This window comes from Hydrogenophaga sp., from assembly GCF_026125825.1.
GTDB lineage: Bacteria > Pseudomonadota > Gammaproteobacteria > Burkholderiales > Burkholderiaceae_C > Hydrogenophaga.
In genome coordinates, this window is the sequence record NZ_JAHCKK010000001.1 from 1 (window position 1) to 19,924 (window position 19,924).

At 62.8% G+C, this 19,924-nt stretch carries 18 protein-coding genes; 16 read left to right on the forward strand and 2 right to left on the reverse strand.

Annotated features, from left to right (window positions below; translation table 11 throughout):
* Both KIT86_RS00005 and KIT86_RS00010 read right to left on the reverse strand, forming a co-directional pair.
* A partial coding sequence (locus tag KIT86_RS00005; protein ID WP_297393852.1) for an enoyl-CoA hydratase/isomerase family protein occupies positions 1–363 on the reverse strand: 363 nt, incomplete at its 3' end.
* The gene (locus KIT86_RS00010; RefSeq protein ID WP_056278202.1) at positions 360–1,526 is read right to left on the reverse strand and encodes an acyl-CoA dehydrogenase family protein; all 1,167 of its coding nucleotides are present in this window, start codon (positions 1,524–1,526) and stop codon (positions 360–362) included. The genes KIT86_RS00010 and KIT86_RS00005, both read right to left, overlap by 4 nt.
* Positions 1,527–1,682: 156 nt before the next feature.
* Here KIT86_RS00010 and KIT86_RS00015 point away from each other — a divergent pair, with 156 nt between their 5' ends.
* From KIT86_RS00015 to KIT86_RS00090, 16 genes are all read left to right on the forward strand, one after another.
* Positions 1,683–3,737 carry an NADPH-dependent 2,4-dienoyl-CoA reductase gene (locus KIT86_RS00015; RefSeq protein ID WP_069047284.1) on the forward strand — a complete coding sequence of 685 codons (2,055 nt, stop codon included), beginning with the start codon at positions 1,683–1,685 and terminating at the stop codon, positions 3,735–3,737.
* Positions 3,738–3,755: 18 nt separating this feature from the next.
* Positions 3,756–4,922 carry an acyl-CoA dehydrogenase family protein gene (locus KIT86_RS00020; protein WP_056278207.1) on the forward strand — a complete coding sequence of 389 codons (1,167 nt, stop codon included), beginning with the start codon at positions 3,756–3,758 and terminating at the stop codon, positions 4,920–4,922.
* 81 nt (positions 4,923–5,003) lie between these two features.
* Positions 5,004–6,170 (forward strand): acyl-CoA dehydrogenase family protein, encoded by a 1,167-nt coding sequence (locus KIT86_RS00025; RefSeq protein ID WP_056278211.1) that lies wholly within the window; start codon positions 5,004–5,006, stop codon positions 6,168–6,170.
* On the forward strand, positions 6,167–7,342 hold the full coding sequence (locus tag KIT86_RS00030) for an acyl-CoA dehydrogenase family protein (protein ID WP_297393862.1): 1,176 nt from the start codon (positions 6,167–6,169) through the stop codon (positions 7,340–7,342). Before KIT86_RS00025 ends, KIT86_RS00030 begins: the two co-directional genes overlap by 4 nt.
* Positions 7,339–7,746, forward strand: a complete 408-nt coding sequence (locus tag KIT86_RS00035) for a Zn-ribbon domain-containing OB-fold protein (protein ID WP_056278216.1) — start codon at positions 7,339–7,341, stop codon at positions 7,744–7,746. The genes KIT86_RS00030 and KIT86_RS00035 overlap by 4 nt, the downstream gene beginning before the upstream one ends.
* Before the next feature lie 61 nt (positions 7,747–7,807).
* The gene (locus KIT86_RS00040; RefSeq protein WP_297393866.1) at positions 7,808–8,965 is read left to right on the forward strand and encodes a thiolase; all 1,158 of its coding nucleotides are present in this window, start codon (positions 7,808–7,810) and stop codon (positions 8,963–8,965) included.
* A 30-nt stretch (positions 8,966–8,995) separates the two neighbouring features.
* The gene (locus KIT86_RS00045) at positions 8,996–9,916 is read left to right on the forward strand and encodes an SDR family oxidoreductase (protein ID WP_297393868.1); all 921 of its coding nucleotides are present in this window, start codon (positions 8,996–8,998) and stop codon (positions 9,914–9,916) included.
* Between the two features lie 11 nt (positions 9,917–9,927).
* Positions 9,928–10,785, forward strand: coding sequence for a MaoC/PaaZ C-terminal domain-containing protein (locus KIT86_RS00050; RefSeq protein WP_008905466.1), 858 nt, complete (start codon positions 9,928–9,930; stop codon positions 10,783–10,785).
* 51 nt (positions 10,786–10,836) lie between these two features.
* A complete protein-coding gene (locus tag KIT86_RS00055; protein ID WP_056278228.1) occupies positions 10,837–11,640 on the forward strand; it encodes an enoyl-CoA hydratase/isomerase family protein in 804 nt (267 codons plus the stop codon).
* Between the two features lie 66 nt (positions 11,641–11,706).
* Entirely contained in the window at positions 11,707–12,873 is a 1,167-nt protein-coding gene (locus KIT86_RS00060) for an acyl-CoA dehydrogenase family protein (protein WP_297393877.1), read from the forward strand.
* Positions 12,874–12,882: 9 nt separating this feature from the next.
* Positions 12,883–14,100 carry a CaiB/BaiF CoA-transferase family protein gene (locus KIT86_RS00065; protein ID WP_297393880.1) on the forward strand — a complete coding sequence of 406 codons (1,218 nt, stop codon included), beginning with the start codon at positions 12,883–12,885 and terminating at the stop codon, positions 14,098–14,100.
* 188 nt (positions 14,101–14,288) lie between these two features.
* On the forward strand, positions 14,289–15,086 hold the full coding sequence (locus tag KIT86_RS00070; protein ID WP_008905462.1) for an ABC transporter ATP-binding protein: 798 nt from the start codon (positions 14,289–14,291) through the stop codon (positions 15,084–15,086).
* Positions 15,073–17,016 carry a long-chain fatty acid--CoA ligase gene (locus KIT86_RS00075; RefSeq protein ID WP_086124709.1) on the forward strand — a complete coding sequence of 648 codons (1,944 nt, stop codon included), beginning with the start codon at positions 15,073–15,075 and terminating at the stop codon, positions 17,014–17,016. The genes KIT86_RS00070 and KIT86_RS00075 overlap by 14 nt, the downstream gene beginning before the upstream one ends.
* Positions 17,017–17,019: 3 nt before the next feature.
* Positions 17,020–17,907 carry a branched-chain amino acid ABC transporter permease gene (locus KIT86_RS00080; protein ID WP_056278238.1) on the forward strand — a complete coding sequence of 296 codons (888 nt, stop codon included), beginning with the start codon at positions 17,020–17,022 and terminating at the stop codon, positions 17,905–17,907.
* A gap of 5 nt (positions 17,908–17,912) precedes the next feature.
* The gene (locus tag KIT86_RS00085) at positions 17,913–18,986 is read left to right on the forward strand and encodes a branched-chain amino acid ABC transporter permease (protein WP_034694558.1); all 1,074 of its coding nucleotides are present in this window, start codon (positions 17,913–17,915) and stop codon (positions 18,984–18,986) included.
* A 46-nt stretch (positions 18,987–19,032) separates the two neighbouring features.
* On the forward strand, positions 19,033–19,848 hold the full coding sequence (locus tag KIT86_RS00090; RefSeq protein WP_056278241.1) for an ABC transporter ATP-binding protein: 816 nt from the start codon (positions 19,033–19,035) through the stop codon (positions 19,846–19,848).
* The last annotated feature ends 76 nt before the right edge of the window (positions 19,849–19,924 follow it).

A 19,924-nucleotide genomic window follows, 5' to 3' on the forward strand; every position in this document is an offset into this window, starting at 1 on the left:
GGCCAGCATCAGTTCGCTGCCACCGGCCAGGGTCAGACCCTGGCAGGCCGCCACCACCGGCAAATCGCTGCGTTCCAGGCGCTTGAGCACGCTGTGACCATAGCTGATGAAGTGCTTGAGCCTGGCTGGATCGCCACGCAGCGACTTCACCTCATCCAGATCGGCGCCGGTGCAGAAGTGCTTGCCTTGCGCCCGGATCAGAATGGCGCGCACACCGGAGTCGGATTTCTCGAATCCGTCGATGGCGGCCTCGATGGCCGCATGAACGGACATCGACAGGCAATTGAATTTTTCGGGGCGGGCTAACTCGATAATTCCAACGGCGCCGGCACGGCTGATCTCCACTGGGGATGTCTGAATCATTTCTTGCTCTCCTTGGCGTACTGCACGGCGGCGCGTCCCACGCGCTCGCGGGCAACGATCAGCTTCATGATTTGCGCCGTTCCGTCGCCGATTTCCAGGCCCATCACGTCGCGCAGGCGCTGCTGGTGAGGCAGGTCCATCGACCAGCCATAGTGCCCAAAGGTCAGCAGGCACTGGTGAATCGCGTCAAAAGCGGTCTTGGGGCCCATCCACTTGACCATGGCCGCTTCCGCGGTGTGCGGCTGACCGGCATCGCGCAGGGCCAGGCCGTGGTAGCAGAGCTGGCGGCAAGCGGCGATCAGGGTCTCGAACTCGACAAGGGGAAAGCTCACGCCCTGGTACTGCGCCAGCGGCGCGCCAAAGGTCTGGCGTTCCTTCACGTATTCCCAGGCTTCGTCGATCGAGGCCTGCGCGGCGGCCACGCACTGCAGCGCGATCAGGATGCGGCTGAAGTCAAAGCCCTGCATCACCTGCGTGAAGCCTTTGCCCTCCTCGCCCAGCCGGTTCTCGACCGGCACCCGCACATCGTCGAAAAACACCGAACCACGGCCGATGATCTTGCTACCAACATCGTTGAAGCGCGTGCGTTGCACGCCGGGCTGATTCAGATCGACCAGGAAGGCGCTGATGCCTCGTGCGACATCCTCGGGCTTTCCGGTGCGTGCGAACAACACCATGGCATCGGCCTGGTCGGCAAAAGTGATGGAGGTTTTCTCGCCGGAAAGCACGTACTCGTCGCCCACGCGACGCGCCTTGAGTTGCAGATTGGCGGCATCCGAGCCGCCCCGTGGTTCGGTCAGACCCAGCGCGACGATGGCCTCGCCCGCCACGATCCGGCTGTTCCAGGTGCGCGCCAGCTCGGGGGACGCATTGGCATGGATGATGGCGCCCATCAGCGAACTGAGCAGCTGCATGTAGCTGACGTTGAAGTCACCATAGGCAATTTCCTCGGTGATCATGCCGGCCGTGACGCCACTGAGGCCCAAGCCGCCATATTCCTCGGGCAGATCAACACCGATCAGACCGAGCGAACCCATTTCCTTGAACAAGGCCCGGTCGATGCCAGGTTGCGATTCGCGCTTCTGGTAATCGGGCCTGAGCTTCTCTCGTGCAAAGCGGCGCGCCACGTCACGCAGCGCAATCTGGTCATCGTCGAACATCATGGGTAAATCTCCTGACTGACTGTTGTCGAAATCGCCGCCTGCATCACACCGTCAATCCGGACGAAGAATTTGAGGTGCTCGCCAATTGCATGGCTGGTCGTTGTCGCATGATATCATCGAACAGGTGTTAGTTAGATTTTTAAAGAGGCGTTCCCCATGTCCACCGAAGCCACTGTTTTCTTTCCGACGCTACTCTCCGTCCTGAAGGTAGGCGCGCACACCCTTCGCAACCGAACGCTGATGGGATCGATGCACACACGTCTGGAGTCGCTGGACCGGTCGATCGACCGGCTGTCCCTGTTCTATGCCGAGCGCGCACGCGGCGGCGCGGGCCTGATTGTCACGGGCGGCTATGCCCCCTGCCAGGATGGCCTGCTGGATGAAACGGGTCCCCTGCTTATCACGACGGCACAAGCCGATGTGCTCAGACCGATCCCTCAGGCGGTGCACGCCGAGGGCGGCAAGATCATTCTGCAAATCCTGCACACAGGGCGCTACGCAAAAGTCGCCAGGCCAGTGGGCGCTTCTGACATCCCCTCCCCGATCAACTCCCGCGCGCCCCGCGCCTTGAGCACGGCCGAAGTCTGGCAAACGGTGGAAGACTATGTACGCTGTGCCGAACTGGCGCAACGCGCCGGCTTCGACGGCGTCGAGATCATGGGCTCGGAGGGCTACCTGCTCAACCAGTTCACCGTCACGCGCACGAACAACCGCAGCGACGAATTTGGCGGCAGCATGGAAAATCGTCATCGCCTGCCGGTGGAGATCGTGCGGCGCACGCGCGAACGCCTGGGGTCGCAGTTTCTGCTCATGTATCGGGTTTCGGCGCTCGATCTGGTCGAGGGCGGTGCCCCGGCTGACGACATCATCCAGCTCGCCCAGGCGGTGCAGGCCGCAGGCGCTGACATCCTCAATACAGGCATCGGCTGGCACGAAGCGCGCATCCCGACCATTGCCTACGTGGTGCCGCGCGCGGCGTGGCGCTTTGCAGCGGCCCGCATCAAACAAGCAGTGACGATTCCTGTCATCGTCTCCAACCGGATCAACACGCCCGATCTGGCCGAAGAAATCCTGGCCAGCGGTGACGCCGATATGGTGTCGATGGCGCGCCCCTTCCTGGCCGATGCCGACTTCGTACGCAAGGCGGCGCAGGGCCGCGCCGATGAGATCAACACCTGCATCGCCTGCAACCAAGCCTGTCTCGACTACATCTTCGCCGACCGCCCCGCCACCTGTCTGGTCAATCCACGCGCCGGGCGCGAGCTGGAGTTCTCGCTGATGCCGTCACGGGCCATGCAGCGCAAGGTGGCGGTGATCGGTGCCGGCGCGGCCGGACTGGCCTGCGCGCTGACTGCGGCGGAACGCGGTCATGCGGTCACCCTGTTCGAGGCTGGACCCGAGATTGGCGGCCAGTTAAACCTGGCCCGGGCCGTGCCGGGCAAGCAGGAGTTCAACGAACTGTTGCGCTATTTCAGGCAAGGCGTGGCTCGGCATGGCGTGACGCTCAGGCTCAACAGCCGGGCGGATGCCCCATCTCTAGCTGCCGGTCACTACGACCGCATCGTGATAGCCACCGGCGTGCGCCCGCGCCTGCCGCAGCTCCTGGGCATGGCTCACCCGAAAGTGATGAGCTATGCCGATCTGCTGTCGGGTCGGGTGCAGGCAGGCCGCCGGGTCGCGGTGATCGGCGCCGGTGGCATCGGTTTCGATGTAGCCACCTTCCTGCTGCATGACGAGCATGAGGGTAATGCTGCCAACGCGCCTCAGGCGCTTGAGCAGTTTTACGCTGAATGGGGCGTCGATACCTCGCCCGCAGCTGCGGGTGGCCTCAAACCGGCACAGCCAATCAGCGCGCCACGCGAAGTCACCCTGTTGCAGAGAAAACCTGAAAAGCCTGGACGCAGTCTGGGTATGTCCACTGGCTGGGCACTCAAGGCCGAGCTGGCGCGGCGCGGCCTGCGCACGCTGCCAGGATGCGTCTATGAACACATCGATGACGCCGGGCTGCACCTGCGCGTCAACGGTGTACCGCAGACGCTGAACGTGGACACCATCGTGATTTGCGCCGGCCAGGACAGCGAGAACGCGCTGGTCGCCGAATTGCGCGCGCTCGGCCTGGCGCCCGATGTCATCGGCGGCGCCGAGCTGGCCGCCGAACTCGACGCCTTGCGCGCCATTGACCAAGGCACACGCCTCGGTCTGGCGATTTGAGTCCACTGGAACACCACCATGGATTTCGCCCACAACCAGGAACATGAAGCGATACGCGAAGCAATCGGCAAAATCTGCGCTCGCTTTGACGACAGCTACTGGCTCGAACGGGACCGGCTGGGCGGCTTTCCGCATGAGCTGCACCGCGCTCTAGCCGACGGCGGCTGGCTCGGCGTTTGTCTGCCACAGGAATATGGCGGCGTCGGACTGGGCATCAGTGAAGCGACCGTGATGATGCAGACCATCTCACAGTCGGGTGCGGGGCTGTCTGGCGCATCGGCGGTGCACATGAACATTTTCGGCTTGCAGCCCGTGGCGGTGTTTGGCAACGAGGAGCAGAAACGCCGCATGCTGCCTCCGCTGATCCAGGGCAAGGAGAAGGCCTGCTTCGCCGTCACCGAGCCCAACACCGGCCTGAACACCACCCGTCTGAAAACCCGCGCCGAACGGGCAGGCGACCACTATGTGCTGTCTGGCCAGAAGGTCTGGATATCGACCGCCCAGGTGGCAGAGAAGATGCTCATTCTGGCGCGCACCACTCCGATCGAGGACTGCAAGAAACCGACCTTCGGCCTGAGCCTGTTCTACACCGACCTCGACCGCAGTTTTGTCGAGGTGCGCGAAATCGAAAAGATGGGACGCAAATCGGTCGACTCGAACGAACTCTTCATCGACGGCTTGCGCGTGCCGGTAGGAGACCGCATCGGCGAAGAAGGCCGCGGCTTTGAGTACATCCTGCATGGCATGAACCCGGAGCGGGTGCTGATCGCGGGCGAGGCCGTCGGCCTGGGTCGGGCGGCGCTGCAGGTAGCCGTCAAGTACGCCCGCGAGCGCGTGGTCTTTGACCGGCCCATCGGGCAGAACCAGTCTATCCAGCATCCGCTGGCGCAATCATGGATGGAGCTTGAGGCCGCTGAAATGATGGCGATGCGCGCGGCCTGGAAATACGACAACAGCCTGCCCTGCGGCGCCGACGCAAATGCTGCCAAGTACATGGCGGCCGAGGCTGGTTTCAACGCCTGCCAGCGCGCCATGGCCACGCTGGGCGGCTATGGCTATGCCAAGGAATACCACGTCGAGCGTTATCTGCGCGAAATGATGATTCCGCGCATCGCGCCGATCAGCCCGCAACTCATCCTGTGCTTCATCGCTGAGAAGGTGCTGGGCCTGCCTAAATCCTATTGACATTCACGAGCTCGCGACCGATTTTCTTCCCGCTGAGGCCAGCAATACCCAATTTTTACCCAGGCCAGCACCCACCCCATCATGACTACCACCCACGACAGCGAACGCGCTGAACAACTGACCATGCTGCGCGAAAGCGCGCTAAGTTTCGTCACCAAAGAATCACCACTCAACCGTGCCCGCGCCCTGCGCCAACAGGTGCCGGGCTACGACCGCCGCTTCTGGAGCGCCCTGGCCGAGCAGGGCTGGACCGGGCTGCTGGTGCCCGAACAATTGGGCGGCTACGCCCAGGGTTTCGCTGAGATGGCCGAGGTGGCGGCCGCCCTGGCTTCTCAGGTCGCGCCCGAACCGGTGGTGCCGGTGCTGGTGTTTGCCGGCCGGCTGCTGTCCCATGTGGGTGCCACCGAGCTATCGATGCGTCTCTTGACCGAACTCGCCGAGGGTCGCACGCTACCCGCCGTGGCCTGGCAGGAAGATGTAACCGGCGCGAAAGACCAGCCCGGTCTGGCCGCGACCCGGCTGGAGCGCCAGGGCGACTCCCTGCTGATACATGGCTACAAGCGCCATGTACGCCCCGGTGCCGGGGCCGACGGCTACATCGTCAGCGCCACCAACCCACAAGGTCTGGTCCTGGTGTGGGTGCCGGCAGATGCATCCGGCCTTACCCTGTCGAGCCAGCCGCTGGCCGACGGCAGCTATGCAGCACAGCTCAACTTGAACAGCGTTCGCCTGCCCGCCAGCCACCTGCTGGCCGAAGGGGCCGCCGCCGCGGCCGCGCTGACCCGCGCCTACGACGAAACCCTGGTACTGGCCAGCGTTGAACTGCTGGCCCTTGTGCGCAGCATGCTGACCATGACACAAGACTACCTGCGAACGCGGATCCAGTTCGGCAAGCCGATAGGCAGCTTCCAGTCACTGCAGCACCGCACTGTGGACCTGTTGATTCAGCAGGAACTGACTGCCAGCGTGGTGACGCAGGCTCTGGCCCTGCTAGATGACCCGGCCGCCGACGCCAGCGCGCGCTCTGCCCTGGCAAGCCGCGTCAAGTCGCGCGCGTCGGATGCGGGGCTGCAGGTGGCGCGGGAGGCGGTGCAACTGCACGGCGCCATCGGCGTCACCGACGAATACGACCTGGGCCTGTATCTGCAGCGTGCTCTGGTGTTGGCCGCCTGGCTGGGCAATGGCAACCAGCAGCGCCGCCGCTACGCCAACCTCACCCAAAACGCCACCGCGCAGGAGCACGCATGAACACCACCGCCTCCACTTCCACTTCCACTGACTGGAATGCGTTCGACAACGCCAGCTTTCGCGCCACACTGCGCGAATTCTTTGAAGAACATTTCCCCAGCGAATGGCGCTACCCGCAACGGCGCCTGCGCTGGTCCGAAATCGGCCCTTGGTACCTGAGGCTTTCAGAAAAAGGCTGGGTCGCGCCGAGTTGGCCCACGCAGTACGGCGGCATGGGACTCTCACCCGAGAAACTCATCATCTTCATTGAAGAGCAGGAGCGCTGGGGCGTGGCGCGCGCGCCCGACATGGGCATCACCATGGTCGGCCCGCTGCTGATCAACCATGGCAACGACGCCCAGCGCGCCTACTACCTGCCCAAGATCATTTCCGGTGAGCACATCTGGTGCCAGGGTTACTCGGAACCCAATTCGGGCTCCGACCTGGCCAGTCTGCGCACCGAGGCGGTGGTCGATGGCAACGATTTTATCGTCAACGGGCAAAAGACCTGGACCACGCTGGCACAGGACGCCACCCACTTTTTCCTGCTGGTGCGCACCGACAAATCGGCCAAGAAGCAGGAAGGCATCAGCTTTTTGCTGGTCGACATGAACACGCCGGGCATCACGGTGCGCCCCATCCGCAACATCGCGGGCAGCGAAGACTTCTGCGAGGTCTTCCTGGAAAACGTGCGCGTGCCGCGCACCAGCATCGTCGGCGAGCTTAACAAGGGCTGGACCATCGCCAAGGCGCTGCTCGGATTCGAGCGCATCTTCCTGGGCAGCCCCAAACAAAGCCAGTACGCGCTGGCGCGCGTGCAGGAAGCCGCGCAGCGCCTCGGCCTGTTCGAAGACACCGGCTTCGTGGACCGCTACACCAAGCTGGCGCTGGACGTGTCCGACCTGGGCGCGCTCTATGGCCGTTTCATCGATCAAGTCAAGCGCGGCGAAACCCTGGGACCCGATGTCTCGATGCTCAAGCTGTTCGCCACCGAAACCTATTCGCGGCTGGCCGACCTGCTGGTCGATGTCATGGGATCGAGTGGCGGCACGCCCGGCTCCACAGCCCTGCCCGGTGGCAAAACCGATGCGTTGACCACCTTCTACAATGCGCGCCCGGCCACCATCTACGGCGGCAGCAACGAAGTGCAACGCAACATCCTGGCTTCCAGCGTGCTGAAGTTGCCGTCATGAGCGCATCGGGCTATCCGGCATTTGACGGCTGCGGCCCGGACGCGCTGTTCGCGCAAGGGTTGGCGCAAGGTCGCTTTAAAATCCAATGTTGCAGCGCCTGCGGTCAGCATGTGTTTTATCCGCGCGCGCTGTGCACCCATTGCGGCTCGGCCCAGCTCGACTGGATTGAACCCAGCGGGGTCGGCTGCGTCTATTCCAGCACCACGGTGCGCCGCAAGCCGCAAGCCGGTGGCGACTACAACGTGGCGCTGGTGGACCTAGCCGAAGGGCCGCGGCTGATGTCGCGCATCGATGGCATTGCACCCGACCAGGTGCGCATCGGCATGCGGGTGCAGGCGCGCGTGATCGACGATCCTGCCAAGGGCAAGTTGCTGGTCTTCATCCCCGAGGGCGCCACACCATGAGCGCCGCGTCGGGCCGTTCCCAAGCAAGCTCGCACCGCAGTGCGCAGCACGAAGGTCCTCCATGAGCACCATCTCTCCCCTGCGCGGCGCGGCCGCCATCGTGGGTGCCAGCCTGGGCGGCGTGCCCATGGCCCCCGGTCGCAGCGCGCTCGAAATTCTGGGCGAAGCGGTGCACGGCGCGCTGGCCGATGCAGGCTTGAAGCTGTCCGATGTCGATGGCCTGTTCACCGGCTCGTCCTATCACTTCCTTGCAGGTTTATCGGTGGCCGAATATCTGGGTATCCATCCCAAGTTCTGCGAAGCCACGATGGTCGGCGGCTCGTCTTATGTGGGCCACCTGCTCACTGCGGCCATGGCGCTGCACACCGGCCAGTGCGACGCGGCGCTCATTTGCTACGGCAGCAACCAGGGCTCGGGCTTCGGCAAGCTCAAGTCGATGGCCGAAACGCCCTTGTACGAGGCGCCATACGAGCCACGCTACCCGATCTCCAGCTACGCCCTGGCCGCAGCGCGCCACATGCACCAATACGGCACCACGCGCGAGGACCTGGCGCACATCGCGGTGGCAGCGCGCCAGTGGGCACAACTCAATCCGCTGGCCCACACGCGAGATCCACTCAGCATCGGACAGGTGCTGGCTTCGCGGCTGGTGAGCGATCCGCTGTCGGTGCTCGATTGCTGCCTGGTCACCGACGGCGGCGGCGCCCTGGTGCTGGTGCGCAGCGAGCGGGCACGCGACTTTCCCAAACCGCCGGTCTATGTCCTAGGCACGGCTGCGGCCACCTGGCACCGCCAGATCGGCTCCATGCCCGACCTGACTGTCACCGCAGCCGCCGAGTCCGGGCCGCGCGCCTTTGCCATGGCCGGTCTGGCACCGAAGGACGTGGACGTGCTGGGGTTGTACGACGCCTTCACCATCAACACGCTGCTGTTCCTCGAAGACCTGGGCTTTTGCGCCAAGGGAGAAGGTGGCGCTTTCGTGCGCAACGGGCGCATCGCACCGGGGGGCGATTTGCCGGTCAATACCAATGGCGGCGGTCTGTCGTGCTGTCACCCTGGCATGTACGGCATGTTCCTGCTGATCGAGGCCGTGCAGCAACTGCGCGCCGAGGCCGGCGACCGCCAGGTACCGGGCGCAGAGATCGCCCTGTGTCACGGCAACGGCGGCGTTCTCTCCAGCCAGGTGACGGCCCTGCTGGGCACGGCCGCCACCGTCTGATTTTTCAAATCAACAACCAGGAGTCATTTCATGAGCAAGGGCAACATGCTGCAAGACAAAGTCGCCGTGGTCACCGGCGCGGGCCGGGGCATCGGCCGCGACATCGCACTGATGATGGCGGCGCAAGGCGCCAAGGTGGTGGTCAACGACATCGGCGCCTCGGTCGGCGGCGAAGGCAATGACGCCAGCCACGGCCAGCAGGTGGTCAACGAGATCAAGGCCGCTGGCGGCCAGGCCGTTCTCAGCACCGACAGCGTCTCGACCTGGCCCACGGCCAACCGCATCATCGAATGCGCGGCCGACACCTTCGGGCGCATCGACATCGTCGTCAACAACGCCGGCATCCTGCGCGACCGCCTGTTCTTCAACATGTCGCCCGAGGAGTGGAGCGCCGTCATCGACGTGCACCTCAACGGCAGCTTCTTCACTTCGCGCGCCGCCGCCCCGCACTTCAAGACGCAGAAGTCGGGTGCCTATGTGCACATGACTTCCACGTCCGGCCTGATCGGCAACCTGGGCCAGGCCAACTACGCCGCTGCCAAGCTGGGCATCGTGGCCATGTCGCGCCACATCGCCGGCGACATGCAACGCTACAACGTGCGTTCCAACTGCATCTCGCCGTTCGCCTGGAGCCGCATGATCGGCGCCATCCCCACCGACACACCCGAGCAGCAGGCACGCGTGGAAAAACTAAAAAAACTCGGTACCGAGCAGATTGCGCCCATGGCCACCTTCCTGGCCAGCGATGCCGCAGCCGACGTCACGGCCCAGATCTTCGCCGTGCGCGGCAACGAGATTTTCCTCATGAGCCAGTCGCGCCCGATCCGCGGCATGCACACCGCCGAGGGCTGGACACCCAAGACCATCGCCGAGCGCGTGTTGCCCGCCATGAAGCAGAACTTCTATCCGCTGGAGAGCTCGAACATCGTGTTCTCCTGGGATCCCGTCTGACGTCATCTGCCATGGCGATCAACTACGAGAAACTGATGGCATGGCCGTTCGAGGACGTTCGCCATCGCTACACCCAGCGCGACACCATGCTCTACGCACTGGGCGTGGGCCTGGGCACCGACCCGACCAACGAGACCGAGCTGCGCTTTGTCTATGAAAAGAACCTGCTGGCGCTGCCCACGCTGCCGGTGGTGCTGGGCTATCCCGGCATGTGGCTCAAGGACCCGGCCACCGGCGTTGACTGGGTGCGGCTGGTGCATGGCGAACAGGGCTTGCGCCTGCACCGGCCGGTGCCGCCCGAGGGTGAAGTGATCGGGCGCACGCGGGTGAGCCAGATCATCGACAAGGGGCCGGACAAGGGGGCTCTGATCTACACCGAGCGCACGGTGACGGACGCCACCAGCGGCGAACTGCTGGCCACGCTGACCTCGACCACCTTCTGCCGCGCCGACGGTGGCTTTGGCGGCCCGGCCGGGCCGGTCAAAACCGTGCATGAGCTGCCCACGCGCGCGCCTGATCACAGCGACGATTTCGCCACCCAGCCGCGTGCCGCGCTGATCTACCGCCTCTCGGGCGACTACAACCCGCTGCACGCCGAACCCGCGGTGGCAAGCGCCGCTGGTTTCAAGCAGCCCATCCTGCACGGCCTGGCCACCTACGGCATCGCCGGCTGGGCACTCACCCAGCGCGTCTGCGGCGGCGACCCGAGCGCCCTGCAGTCGCTGGATGTGCGTTTTTCGTCACCCGTTTACCCCGGCGAAACGATACGCACCGAGCTCTGGGTGGATGGCAAGGTCGTTTCCTTTCGCGCCCGCGCCGTCGAACGCGACATCGTCGTGCTGAACAACGGACGCGCCGAGCTGCGCTGACCGTCCTTTGCCTTTCATTTTCGTTTTCAATTTTTTTCAAGGAGCCTCAACATGAACTACGCTGACTTTCAATTCCTCAAGTTCGACCACAAGCCCAACGGCGTGCTGGTCATCACCATCAACCGCCCCGAGGTCATGAATGCCACCAATGGCCGGCTGCACTGGGAGCTGACCAAGATCTGGGGCGTGGTCACTGACGATGCCAAGACCAAGGTGGCGGTCATCACCGGCGCGGGCGACCAGGCCTTCTCGGCCGGCGGCGACCTGGAATGGGTGGCCGGCATGGTCGGCAACCCGAAGGAAATCGCCAACACCATGACCGAGGCTTCGGACGTGGTCTACAACATGATGGCCTGCGACAAGCCCATCATCTCGGCCATCAACGGCGTGGCCGTCGGTGCCGGTCTGGCAGTCGCCTTCCTGGCCGACATCAGCATCATGGCCGAGGAGGCCAAGATTACCGACGGCCATGTCAAGATCGGCGTCGCCGCCGGCGACCACGCAGCCATTCTGTGGCCGCTGCTGTGCGGCATGGCCAAGGCCAAGTACTACCTGATGACGGCCGAGTTCGTGAACGGCAAGGAAGCCGAGCGCATCGGTCTGGTCAGCCTGTGCGTGCCGCGCGCCGAGCTGATGGACAAGGCCATGGCCGTGGCCAACAAACTGGCCAATGGCAGCCAGCAGGCGATCCGCTTCACCAAGCGCTCGCTCAACGGCTGGATGAACGTGGCGCGCCCGATCTTCGAGAGCTCGCTGGCGATGGAAATGCTGTGCTTCCTGGGCGAAGACGCCAAGGAGGGCGTGGCCTCGGTGCGCGAGAAGCGCGCGCCCAAGTTCCCCTCGGCCCAGGTCTGATTGAGTTCGCTCCTTCTCCCGCTGGGGGAAGGAGCCAAAACGCCCCACCACACAGGAGAACACCCCATGGATTTCGCACTGACCCAAGAACAACGGATGATCTACGAGTACGGCGACCGTATCTCGAAGCAGTTCGACCACAATTACTGGCGCGGCTACGCCGACAAGAACGAGCGCCCCACCGAGCTGTACCAGCAGATCACCAACGACGGTTTTCTCGGCATCATGGTGCCCGAGGCCTATGGCGGTGCCGGCCAGGGCATGACCGAGATGCTGCTGTTCATGGAGGGACTGGCCAACAACGGCATTCCGCTGCTGAACCTGGTGGTCGGCCCGACCATGACCATGGGTCTGCTGGCCAAGCACGCCAGCGAGGACATGAAGCGCCGCTTTCTGCCGGGCGGCTGCTCCGGCGACATCAAGTTCTGCTTCGCCATCACCGAACCGAACGCCGGCTCCAACTCGATCGAGATCACCAGCATCGCCAAGCCCGATGGCCAGGGCGGCTTCAAGCTCAACGGCCAGAAGGTCTACATCACCGACGCCAACTGCGCCGACTACGCCATGGTCGTGACCCGCACCACAGCGCGCGCTGACGTGAAGAAAAAGACCGACGGCTTCACCATCTTCATGGTCGACATGAAGAAAAAAGGCATCAGCAAGACACTGATTCCGATTGCCTTCCCGGTGCCAGAAACGCAGTGGCAGCTGTTCTTTGACAACGTGGAGCTCACCGAGGCCGATGTGCTGGGCGAAGTCGGCAAAGGCTTCAACATCCTGTTCGACACGCTCAACCCCGAGCGCATCATCCTGTCGGGCTTGTGTACCGGCGTCGGACGCTTTGCCTTGAAGAAGGCCGTGGCCTATGCCAACGACCGCAAGGTGTTCAACAACACCCCCATCGGCGCCTACCAGGGCGTGCAGCACCCGCTGGCGATTGCCCGCTGCGAGATCGAGATGGCCTCACTGATGGCGCTAAAGGCCGCCTGGGCCTTCGACCAGGGCCTGCCTGCCGGGGAGTTTTCCAACATCGCCAAGTACGCGGGTGCCGAAGCCGGCATCCACGCCGTTGACGCGGCGATCCAGACCCATGGCGGCAACGGTTTCACCAAGGAATACGGCATTTACGACCTGTACGGTCTGGTGCGGTTGCTGCGCACGGCCCCGTTGAACCGCGAGCTGGTGTTGAACTACATCGCGGAGCATGTGATGGGCCTGCCGCGCTCCTATTGACAGGCCACCATGGGTAACAACGCTCCCCTGCCCGCCTTTGGTGCCCTGGCCGGCCTGAAGGTGATTGACCTCTCACGCGTGCTCGGTGGCCCGTACTGCGGACAGATTTTGGCCGACCACGGCGCGCAGGTCATCAAGGTCGAGCCGCCCGCTGGCGACGAGACCCGCGCCTGGGGCCCACCCTTTGCCGACGACGGCACGGCGGCCTACTACAACGGCCTGAACCGCAACAAGCGCGACATCGTGATCGACCTGTCCAAGCCCGAAGGGCGCGAGATTGTGCTCAAGATGCTGGCAGACGCTGACGTGCTGATCGAGAACTTCAAGATCGGCACGCTGGAGCGCTGGGGCATCGGCTATGAACAGACGCTGCGCGAGCGCTTCCCGCGCCTGATCCACTGCCGGGTCAGCGGCTTCGGCGCCGATGGGCCGCTCGGCGGCGCGCCTGGCTACGACGCGGTGGCACAGGCACTGGGCGGCCTGATGAGCGTCAACGGCACGCCGGACACCGGCCCGCTGCGGGTCGGTGTCCCGGTGGTCGACATCACCACCGGCCTGTCGGCCGTGATAGGGGTGCTACTGGCGGTGATCGAGCGGCAGCGCTCCGGGCGCGGGCAGTTCGTCGAGGCCACGCTGTACGACACCGCCGTGTCGCTGCTGCATCCGCAAAGTGCAAACTGGTTGCAGTCGGGCCAGACACCCAGGCTCAGCGGCAATGCGCACTCCAACATCGTGCCCTACGACAAGTTTCCGACCCGGACCTGCGAGGTCTTCCTGGGCATCGGCAACAACGGGCAGTGGAAAAAACTGTGCGAGTTCCTCGGCCATCCCGACATGGCCAGCGAGCCGCGCTTTGCCACCAACGCCGAGCGTTTTCGCCATCGCGACGAACTGCGCGCCTTGCTAGAGGCGCAGTTGCAAGAGGTGGATGGCGAACAGCTGTGCCGTGACCTACTGGCCGCCGGTATTCCGGCCGGCGCCGTCAGGGCCATTCCGCAGGTATTGACGGACCCCCACACCCTGCATCGGGACATGGTGGTGCAGGTCGAGGGTGTGCCTGGCATCGGCATCCCGGTCAAGCTGTCACGCACACCGGGGCGCGCCCACAGCGCGCCGCCGCGCTTCGGCCAACACACACGTGAGCTGCTGACGGAGCACGGCTACGGCGCCGCCACCATTGATGCCCTGATCGCACGGGGAAGCATCGTAGAACACGTTGCGACATGAACTCTGCCTGCCAGAGACAAGGGGAAACCCCATATACCTAACTAATGTTAGGTGAGAAAATGAAAGCCTTTATGCAGAACAGAAAATCGGATCGGCAAGCTGCGCACAGGCAGGTGGTCGACCGTGCTATGTCATAGGCACCCTCAGTGATAAACACCATCAGTACCAAAGAGCAGCGGCCAACTCCGATGAAAGCCAGCAACGCGGCGGCAGTGCCCGCCCTCGAATGCCGAGGGCTGGAGCGGCGATTCGGCGGCCTCGTCGCGTTGAAGGATGCCAATTTGCGCATTGAGCGTGGGGAGATCTTCGGCTTGGTCGGCCCCAACGGCAGCGGCAAGACGACCATGACCAACGCCATCACCGGCTTCTTTCCACCCCAGGTAGGCAGCATATGGCTCAATGGCCGCGACATCACCGGCATGGCGCCGCACAAGGTCGCAGCTCTGGGCGTCGCGCGCACGTTCCAGAACCTGGCGCTCTTCAACGGCATGAGCGTGCTTGACAACATCCTGCTGGGGCGTCACATCCACATGAAGCCCGGCGTGGCAAAAACCGCCCTCTACTGGTGGCTGGGTCGTAAGGATGAGATGGCGAGCCGGCTCAAGGTCGAAGAGATTATCGATTTCCTGCAGCTGCAGAGCGTGCGCGACGAGCTGGTGGACAGCATTCCGATCGGGCTGAAAAAGCGCGTCGAACTGGCACGCGCGTTGGTGGCCGAACCCAGCTTTCTGGTTCTTGACGAACCGATGGCTGGCATGAACCAGGAGGAAAAGGAATACATGGCCCGTTTTATCCTCGATGCGCGTGCCGAGCGCAATGTCACTGTGCTGCTGATCGAGCACCACATGGATGTGATCACCGGTATCTGCGACCGCATGATGGTGCTCAGCTATGGTGAAACCATCGGAACCGGTATTCCTGCCGACGTGATGAAGGATGAACGTGTGATCAAGGCCTACCTGGGGGGTGCGCATGCAAAGCACTGAAACCGATGCTGCCAAGGGCAGCAACACCACATGGGATATGGGCACCGACACCACCCTCATCCACATTCTGGCTCGCAACGCCGAGTTACTGGGCAATCGCGTGGCCATGCGCGAAAAGCACCTGGGAATATGGCAGGAGACCACCTGGTCGCAGATGCTGGACACCACGCTCGCCTACGCGGCCGGCATGGAAAGCCTGGGTTTTAGCGCAGAGGATGCCTTGCTGGTCCTGGGCGACAACCGACCCCGGCTCTACATGGGCATGCTCGCGGCCGGCGTGCTGGGCGGCTACGCGATGCCCGTCTACTCTACTGCAACACCCGACGAAATCCGTCACTTCATGCATGAGACGCATGTCCGCTTTGTCCTGGCCGAAGACCAGGAGCAAGTCGACAAGGTGCTTGATCTGGGCGATCAGGGTGCAACGATCAAGAACATCATTTACGACGAGCCACGCGGCTTGACCAACTATTCGAATCCCGGACTGATTTCGTGGGAAAAGTTGCAGGCCATCGGTGCAGATCGCTTGCGTGCCGAGCCGAAACTGCGAAATGCCTTGATCGAACGGGCGCTGCCCGACGGACCGGCGGTGTTCGTGCACTCGTCGGGGACCACGGGCAAGCCGAAGGGGGTGGTACTGAGCCACCGCAATTTCCTCGCGGGGGTGCGTAACGCCCATCGCGGGGGCGCCTTCACATTTGGCGAGACCATCCTCGCCTATCTGCCCATGGCCTGGGTGGGCGACTTTGCCATCACGGTCGGCGCCGGTGTTGCGCTGCACTTCACCATCAATATCCCCGAACGCCAGGAAACGGTGCTGCACGACCTGCGCGAGGTGGCTCCCACTTTCTATCTGGCCGCACCCCGCAGCTGGGACAACATGCTGACCACCATCCAGGTTCGCATGGAGGATTCGACGCCGCTCAAGAAATGGCTCTACGATGTTTTCATGAACTCGGCGCTGGCGTCCGAACGACGCAAGCTCGAGGGAAAACAGCCCAGCCTGACAGAGCGTCTGATGCGGCAACTGGGAGAGTGGTTGATCTTCGGACCGATCAAGGACCAGTTGGGCCTCACCCGCCTGCGAGGTGCTTTCACCGGCGGCGAGGCCATTGGCGAAGACACTTTTGTTTTTTACCGCGCACTGGGCGTGAAATTGCGACAGTTTTATGGTCAAACTGAAAGCAGCGCCTTCACTGCCTTGCAGGACACCGAAGAAGTACGCCTGCACACGGTCGGCAAACCGCTGCCCGGTGTGGAAGTCAAGATCGGCGACAACGGAGAGGTCTTGATTCGCTCCGGGAGCGTGTTTTCCGGTTACTACAAACTTGAAAATGCCACCCGTGAAGCACTTGAGGACGGCTGGCTGTACACGGGCGATGCAGGTTATATCGAGCCTGATGGACACATGGTGGTGCTCGGACGGTTGTCGGAGGTGGTGTATACCTCCAAAGGCGAACGCTACATTCCGAACTACATTGAGAACCGCCTCAAATTCAGTCCGTACATCAAGGATGTGGCCGTGCTCGGGAGCGGCCGCGACACGCTGGCGGCCATCATCTGCATCGACATGGAGCCGGTGGGCCATTGGGCTGAGGTACGGGGCATTTCCTACATGTCCTATGCCGACCTGTCGCAAAAACCCGAGGTGATCGAACTGGTCACGGCAGCGGTCAAGCGCGTCAACAGCATCCTGCCAGACGGGTTGAAACTGCATCACTTCGTGTCCTTACACAAGGAGTTCGACCCCGACGACGGAGAGGTCACGCGAACCCGCAAGCTGCGCCGCAACGTGGTCGAGGAGCGTTATGCGCCCATCATTGATGCGATCTACGGCGGCCAGCAGACGGTCACGATGAAGGCGCAGATCACGTATGAATCCGGTGAAGTCGGCACCATCGAGCGCCAACTCTCGGTGCAGGAGATTTAAATTATGGATTTTTCACTGTTTGCCGAATTGGCCATCAATGGCGCGCTGTCGGGGCTCATGTATTCACTGGTCGCCATGGGCATCGTGATCATCTACAAGTCATCCTCGGTGCCTAACCTGGCGCAAGGTGCGATGACCATGCTGGGTGCCTATGTCGTGCTGGCCATCGCCAATGGATTGGGCGTGTCGATGTGGGTCGCCATCCCGCTGGCCATGGGAACGATGTTCTTTGTCGGAATGGGCATCGAGCGGGTGGCGTTGCGCCGGCTGGCGGGCCGCCCCATCATCATGATCCTGATGATGACACTGGGGCTGGACATCTTTATACGCGCGACAACAATGGCCATCTGGGGCGGCTCTGGCCTTCCGCTGTCCATTGGCATCAGCGACGACCCGCTGTTTCTGGGGCCGGTGCTGCTCAGTCGGGCTTATGTGGTCGGCGCCGTGGTGGCCATCGCGCTGTTTTTGGTCTTGATGTTCTTCTTTCGCACGCGCAGGGGCATTGTTCTGCGCGCCATCTCCGACGATTACATCGCATCGTGGTCGATCGGTATTTCGGTTGAACGCGGGGTGGCGTTTTCCTGGGCCATGTCCTCTGTTCTGGCCACCACGGCCGGCGTGTTGTGGGGCTCGGTTCAAGGGGTCAGCCAGGCGCTGGCGCTGCTTTTGCTCAAGGGCTTGACCGTCGCCGTTTTGGGCGGTCTTGACAGCATCGGCGGCGCCATTCTGGCCGGCTTGCTGCTGGGCCTTCTTGAAGGCGTTGCATCTGGCTATCTCGACCCCTTGGTTGGCGGTGGTAGCCGCGACCTGGTGGTTGCCACAATACTGATTCTGACCATCCTGATTCGGCCGCATGGCCTGTTCGGGCGCCACGACATTGAAAGGATCTGAAGGTCATGCTATTTCGTCAATCAGGAATTTTCCATACCAATTACGCCAACGCGCGCTCGCTTTTTCCGCTCCCCGCGGATCGCTGGATGATCGGCTTGTTGCTGGCCTTTGCGTTAACTGCGCCATTCACCATGAGCACGCTCGTCCTCAGCACCCAGTTGTTACCGTGGCTGGTGTGGACTGCGGCCGTGCTCGGCTTGAACCTGATCCTGGGCTGGACCGGACAGTTCCACTTCGGCTATGCCGCCATCATGGGCATCGGCGCCTACACGGCGGTGCACGGCGTACGCAACGGCATTCCCTGGGAGATCGCGATGGTGCTCGGCGGCGTGATGGCCGCTGTGATCGGCATCGTTTTCGCTTTCGCGGCGCTGCGCGTGAAAGGCCTGTATCTGGCGCTCAGCACGCTGGCCCTGCAGTTCGTGATGGACTGGGTGATCTCCCACGTGCCGGCCATCAGCGGCGGCACCCAGGCCACACTGCAGGCACCTGACATCAGCCTGCTCGGCCAGGCCATCACCTCGGATACCGGACTCTATTACGTGGCGCTGGGCTGGTGCCTGATCGTCACCGTGTTCATGCTCAACTTGCGCCGCACCGGGCTTGGCCGCGCGCTCATTGCGGTGCGTGAAAAGGACTTCGCTGCGGCGGTCATTGGCGTGCACAGCCTGTATTACAAGCTGGTGGCGTTCGCCACCTCGTCCTTCATTGGCGGCATCAGCGGCGCCATCCTGATCTTCACCTTCTACCGAGCAGCCACACCGGAGCAATTTGCCGTCAATGTCTCCATCGAGTTGCTGGCCATGGTGATCGTCGGCGGACTGGGCAGCATCATCGGCAGCTATTTTGGGGCCGCCTTCATTCTGTTGATGCCCGGCCTGATGAACAGTCTGATCGGCTGGCTGGCGCAGCTCCTGGGCATCTCGCTCGGGATCGAAACGCTGGCCCACATTCCACATGCGGTTTATGGCGCGCTGATCATTATTTTCCTGCTGGTTGAGCCTATGGGGCTGGGCAAGATGTACACCAATCTGCGCAACTACCTGCTGGTCTGGCCCTTCGGCTACGCCCGAAAGTAAAAACGACATCATGGCGACTGACAACTTGACTTCCAACCCAACGCTGATGCAAAACCAGACTGCGGAACCTGCATTGATATTGTCACTGAACAATGTCGAGGTCATCTACGATCATGTATCGCTCGCCATCAAGGGCGTTTCGATCGATGTGCCGCAAGGCGCCATGGTGGCACTGCTGGGCGCCAACGGCGCTGGCAAAAGCACGACGCTGAAGTCGATCAGCGGCCTGCTGCGCCCTGAGCGCGGCCTGGTAACCCGCGGTGAGGTGCAATTCCTGGGTCAGAACATCGATGCACTGGCGCCGCAGGAGCGCGTCAAGCTCGGTATCGTGCATGTGCTGGAAGGGCGGCGTGTGTTCGAACACATGACGCCTGACGAAAACCTGGTGGCGGCCTCGGCGGTTCGTGGCACCCGCCAAGACATGCTGCGTAACAAGGATATGGTTTACAGCTATTTCCCGCGCTTGCATCAGCGGCGCACCGCGCAGTCCGGCTACCTGTCAGGCGGCGAGCAGCAGATGCTGGCCATTGGCCGTGCCTTGATGACGCAACCCAAGCTGCTGATGCTTGACGAGCCGAGTCTTGGTCTCGCGCCTTTTCTGGTGGCCGAGATTTTCGACATTGTTCGGCGCATCAACAAGGAAGAAGGCCTGTCCGTTCTGCTGGTGGAACAAAACGCAATTGCAGCTTTAGAGGTCGTCTCGCATGGCTATCTGATCGAGAACGGACGCGTGGTGATGCATGACAGCGCAGAAGCCATGAAGAAAAACCCGGACATCCAGGAGTTCTATCTAGGAGGCACCGAAGGGCGAAGCTTCCATGACATCAAACACTATAGTCGGCGCAAACGCTGGCTCACCTGAAACTAGTTTCTCGTAGCATGGACACCTCCACATCGCGTCGAGCTCTCGCATTAAGTCTTGGGCACGACCGGCATTC

Bases quoted from the DNA above. Each gene is read 5' to 3' on its own strand.
- KIT86_RS00010 (WP_056278202.1), bottom strand. From the start codon at position 1,526: ATGATGTTCGACGATGACCAGATTGCGCTGCGTGACGTGGCGCGCCGC.
- KIT86_RS00015 (WP_069047284.1), top strand. From the start codon at position 1,683: ATGTCCACCGAAGCCACTGTTTTCTTTCCGACGCTACTCTCCGTCCTG.
- KIT86_RS00020 (WP_056278207.1), top strand. From the start codon at position 3,756: ATGGATTTCGCCCACAACCAGGAACATGAAGCGATACGCGAAGCAATC.
- KIT86_RS00025 (WP_056278211.1), top strand. From the start codon at position 5,004: ATGACTACCACCCACGACAGCGAACGCGCTGAACAACTGACCATGCTG.
- KIT86_RS00030 (WP_297393862.1), top strand. From the start codon at position 6,167: ATGAACACCACCGCCTCCACTTCCACTTCCACTGACTGGAATGCGTTC.
- KIT86_RS00035 (WP_056278216.1), top strand. From the start codon at position 7,339: ATGAGCGCATCGGGCTATCCGGCATTTGACGGCTGCGGCCCGGACGCG.
- KIT86_RS00040 (WP_297393866.1), top strand. From the start codon at position 7,808: ATGAGCACCATCTCTCCCCTGCGCGGCGCGGCCGCCATCGTGGGTGCC.
- KIT86_RS00045 (WP_297393868.1), top strand. From the start codon at position 8,996: ATGAGCAAGGGCAACATGCTGCAAGACAAAGTCGCCGTGGTCACCGGC.
- KIT86_RS00050 (WP_008905466.1), top strand. From the start codon at position 9,928: ATGGCGATCAACTACGAGAAACTGATGGCATGGCCGTTCGAGGACGTT.
- KIT86_RS00055 (WP_056278228.1), top strand. From the start codon at position 10,837: ATGAACTACGCTGACTTTCAATTCCTCAAGTTCGACCACAAGCCCAAC.
- KIT86_RS00060 (WP_297393877.1), top strand. From the start codon at position 11,707: ATGGATTTCGCACTGACCCAAGAACAACGGATGATCTACGAGTACGGC.
- KIT86_RS00065 (WP_297393880.1), top strand. From the start codon at position 12,883: ATGGGTAACAACGCTCCCCTGCCCGCCTTTGGTGCCCTGGCCGGCCTG.
- KIT86_RS00070 (WP_008905462.1), top strand. From the start codon at position 14,289: ATGAAAGCCAGCAACGCGGCGGCAGTGCCCGCCCTCGAATGCCGAGGG.
- KIT86_RS00075 (WP_086124709.1), top strand. From the start codon at position 15,073: ATGCAAAGCACTGAAACCGATGCTGCCAAGGGCAGCAACACCACATGG.
- KIT86_RS00080 (WP_056278238.1), top strand. From the start codon at position 17,020: ATGGATTTTTCACTGTTTGCCGAATTGGCCATCAATGGCGCGCTGTCG.
- KIT86_RS00085 (WP_034694558.1), top strand. From the start codon at position 17,913: ATGCTATTTCGTCAATCAGGAATTTTCCATACCAATTACGCCAACGCG.
- KIT86_RS00090 (WP_056278241.1), top strand. From the start codon at position 19,033: ATGCAAAACCAGACTGCGGAACCTGCATTGATATTGTCACTGAACAAT.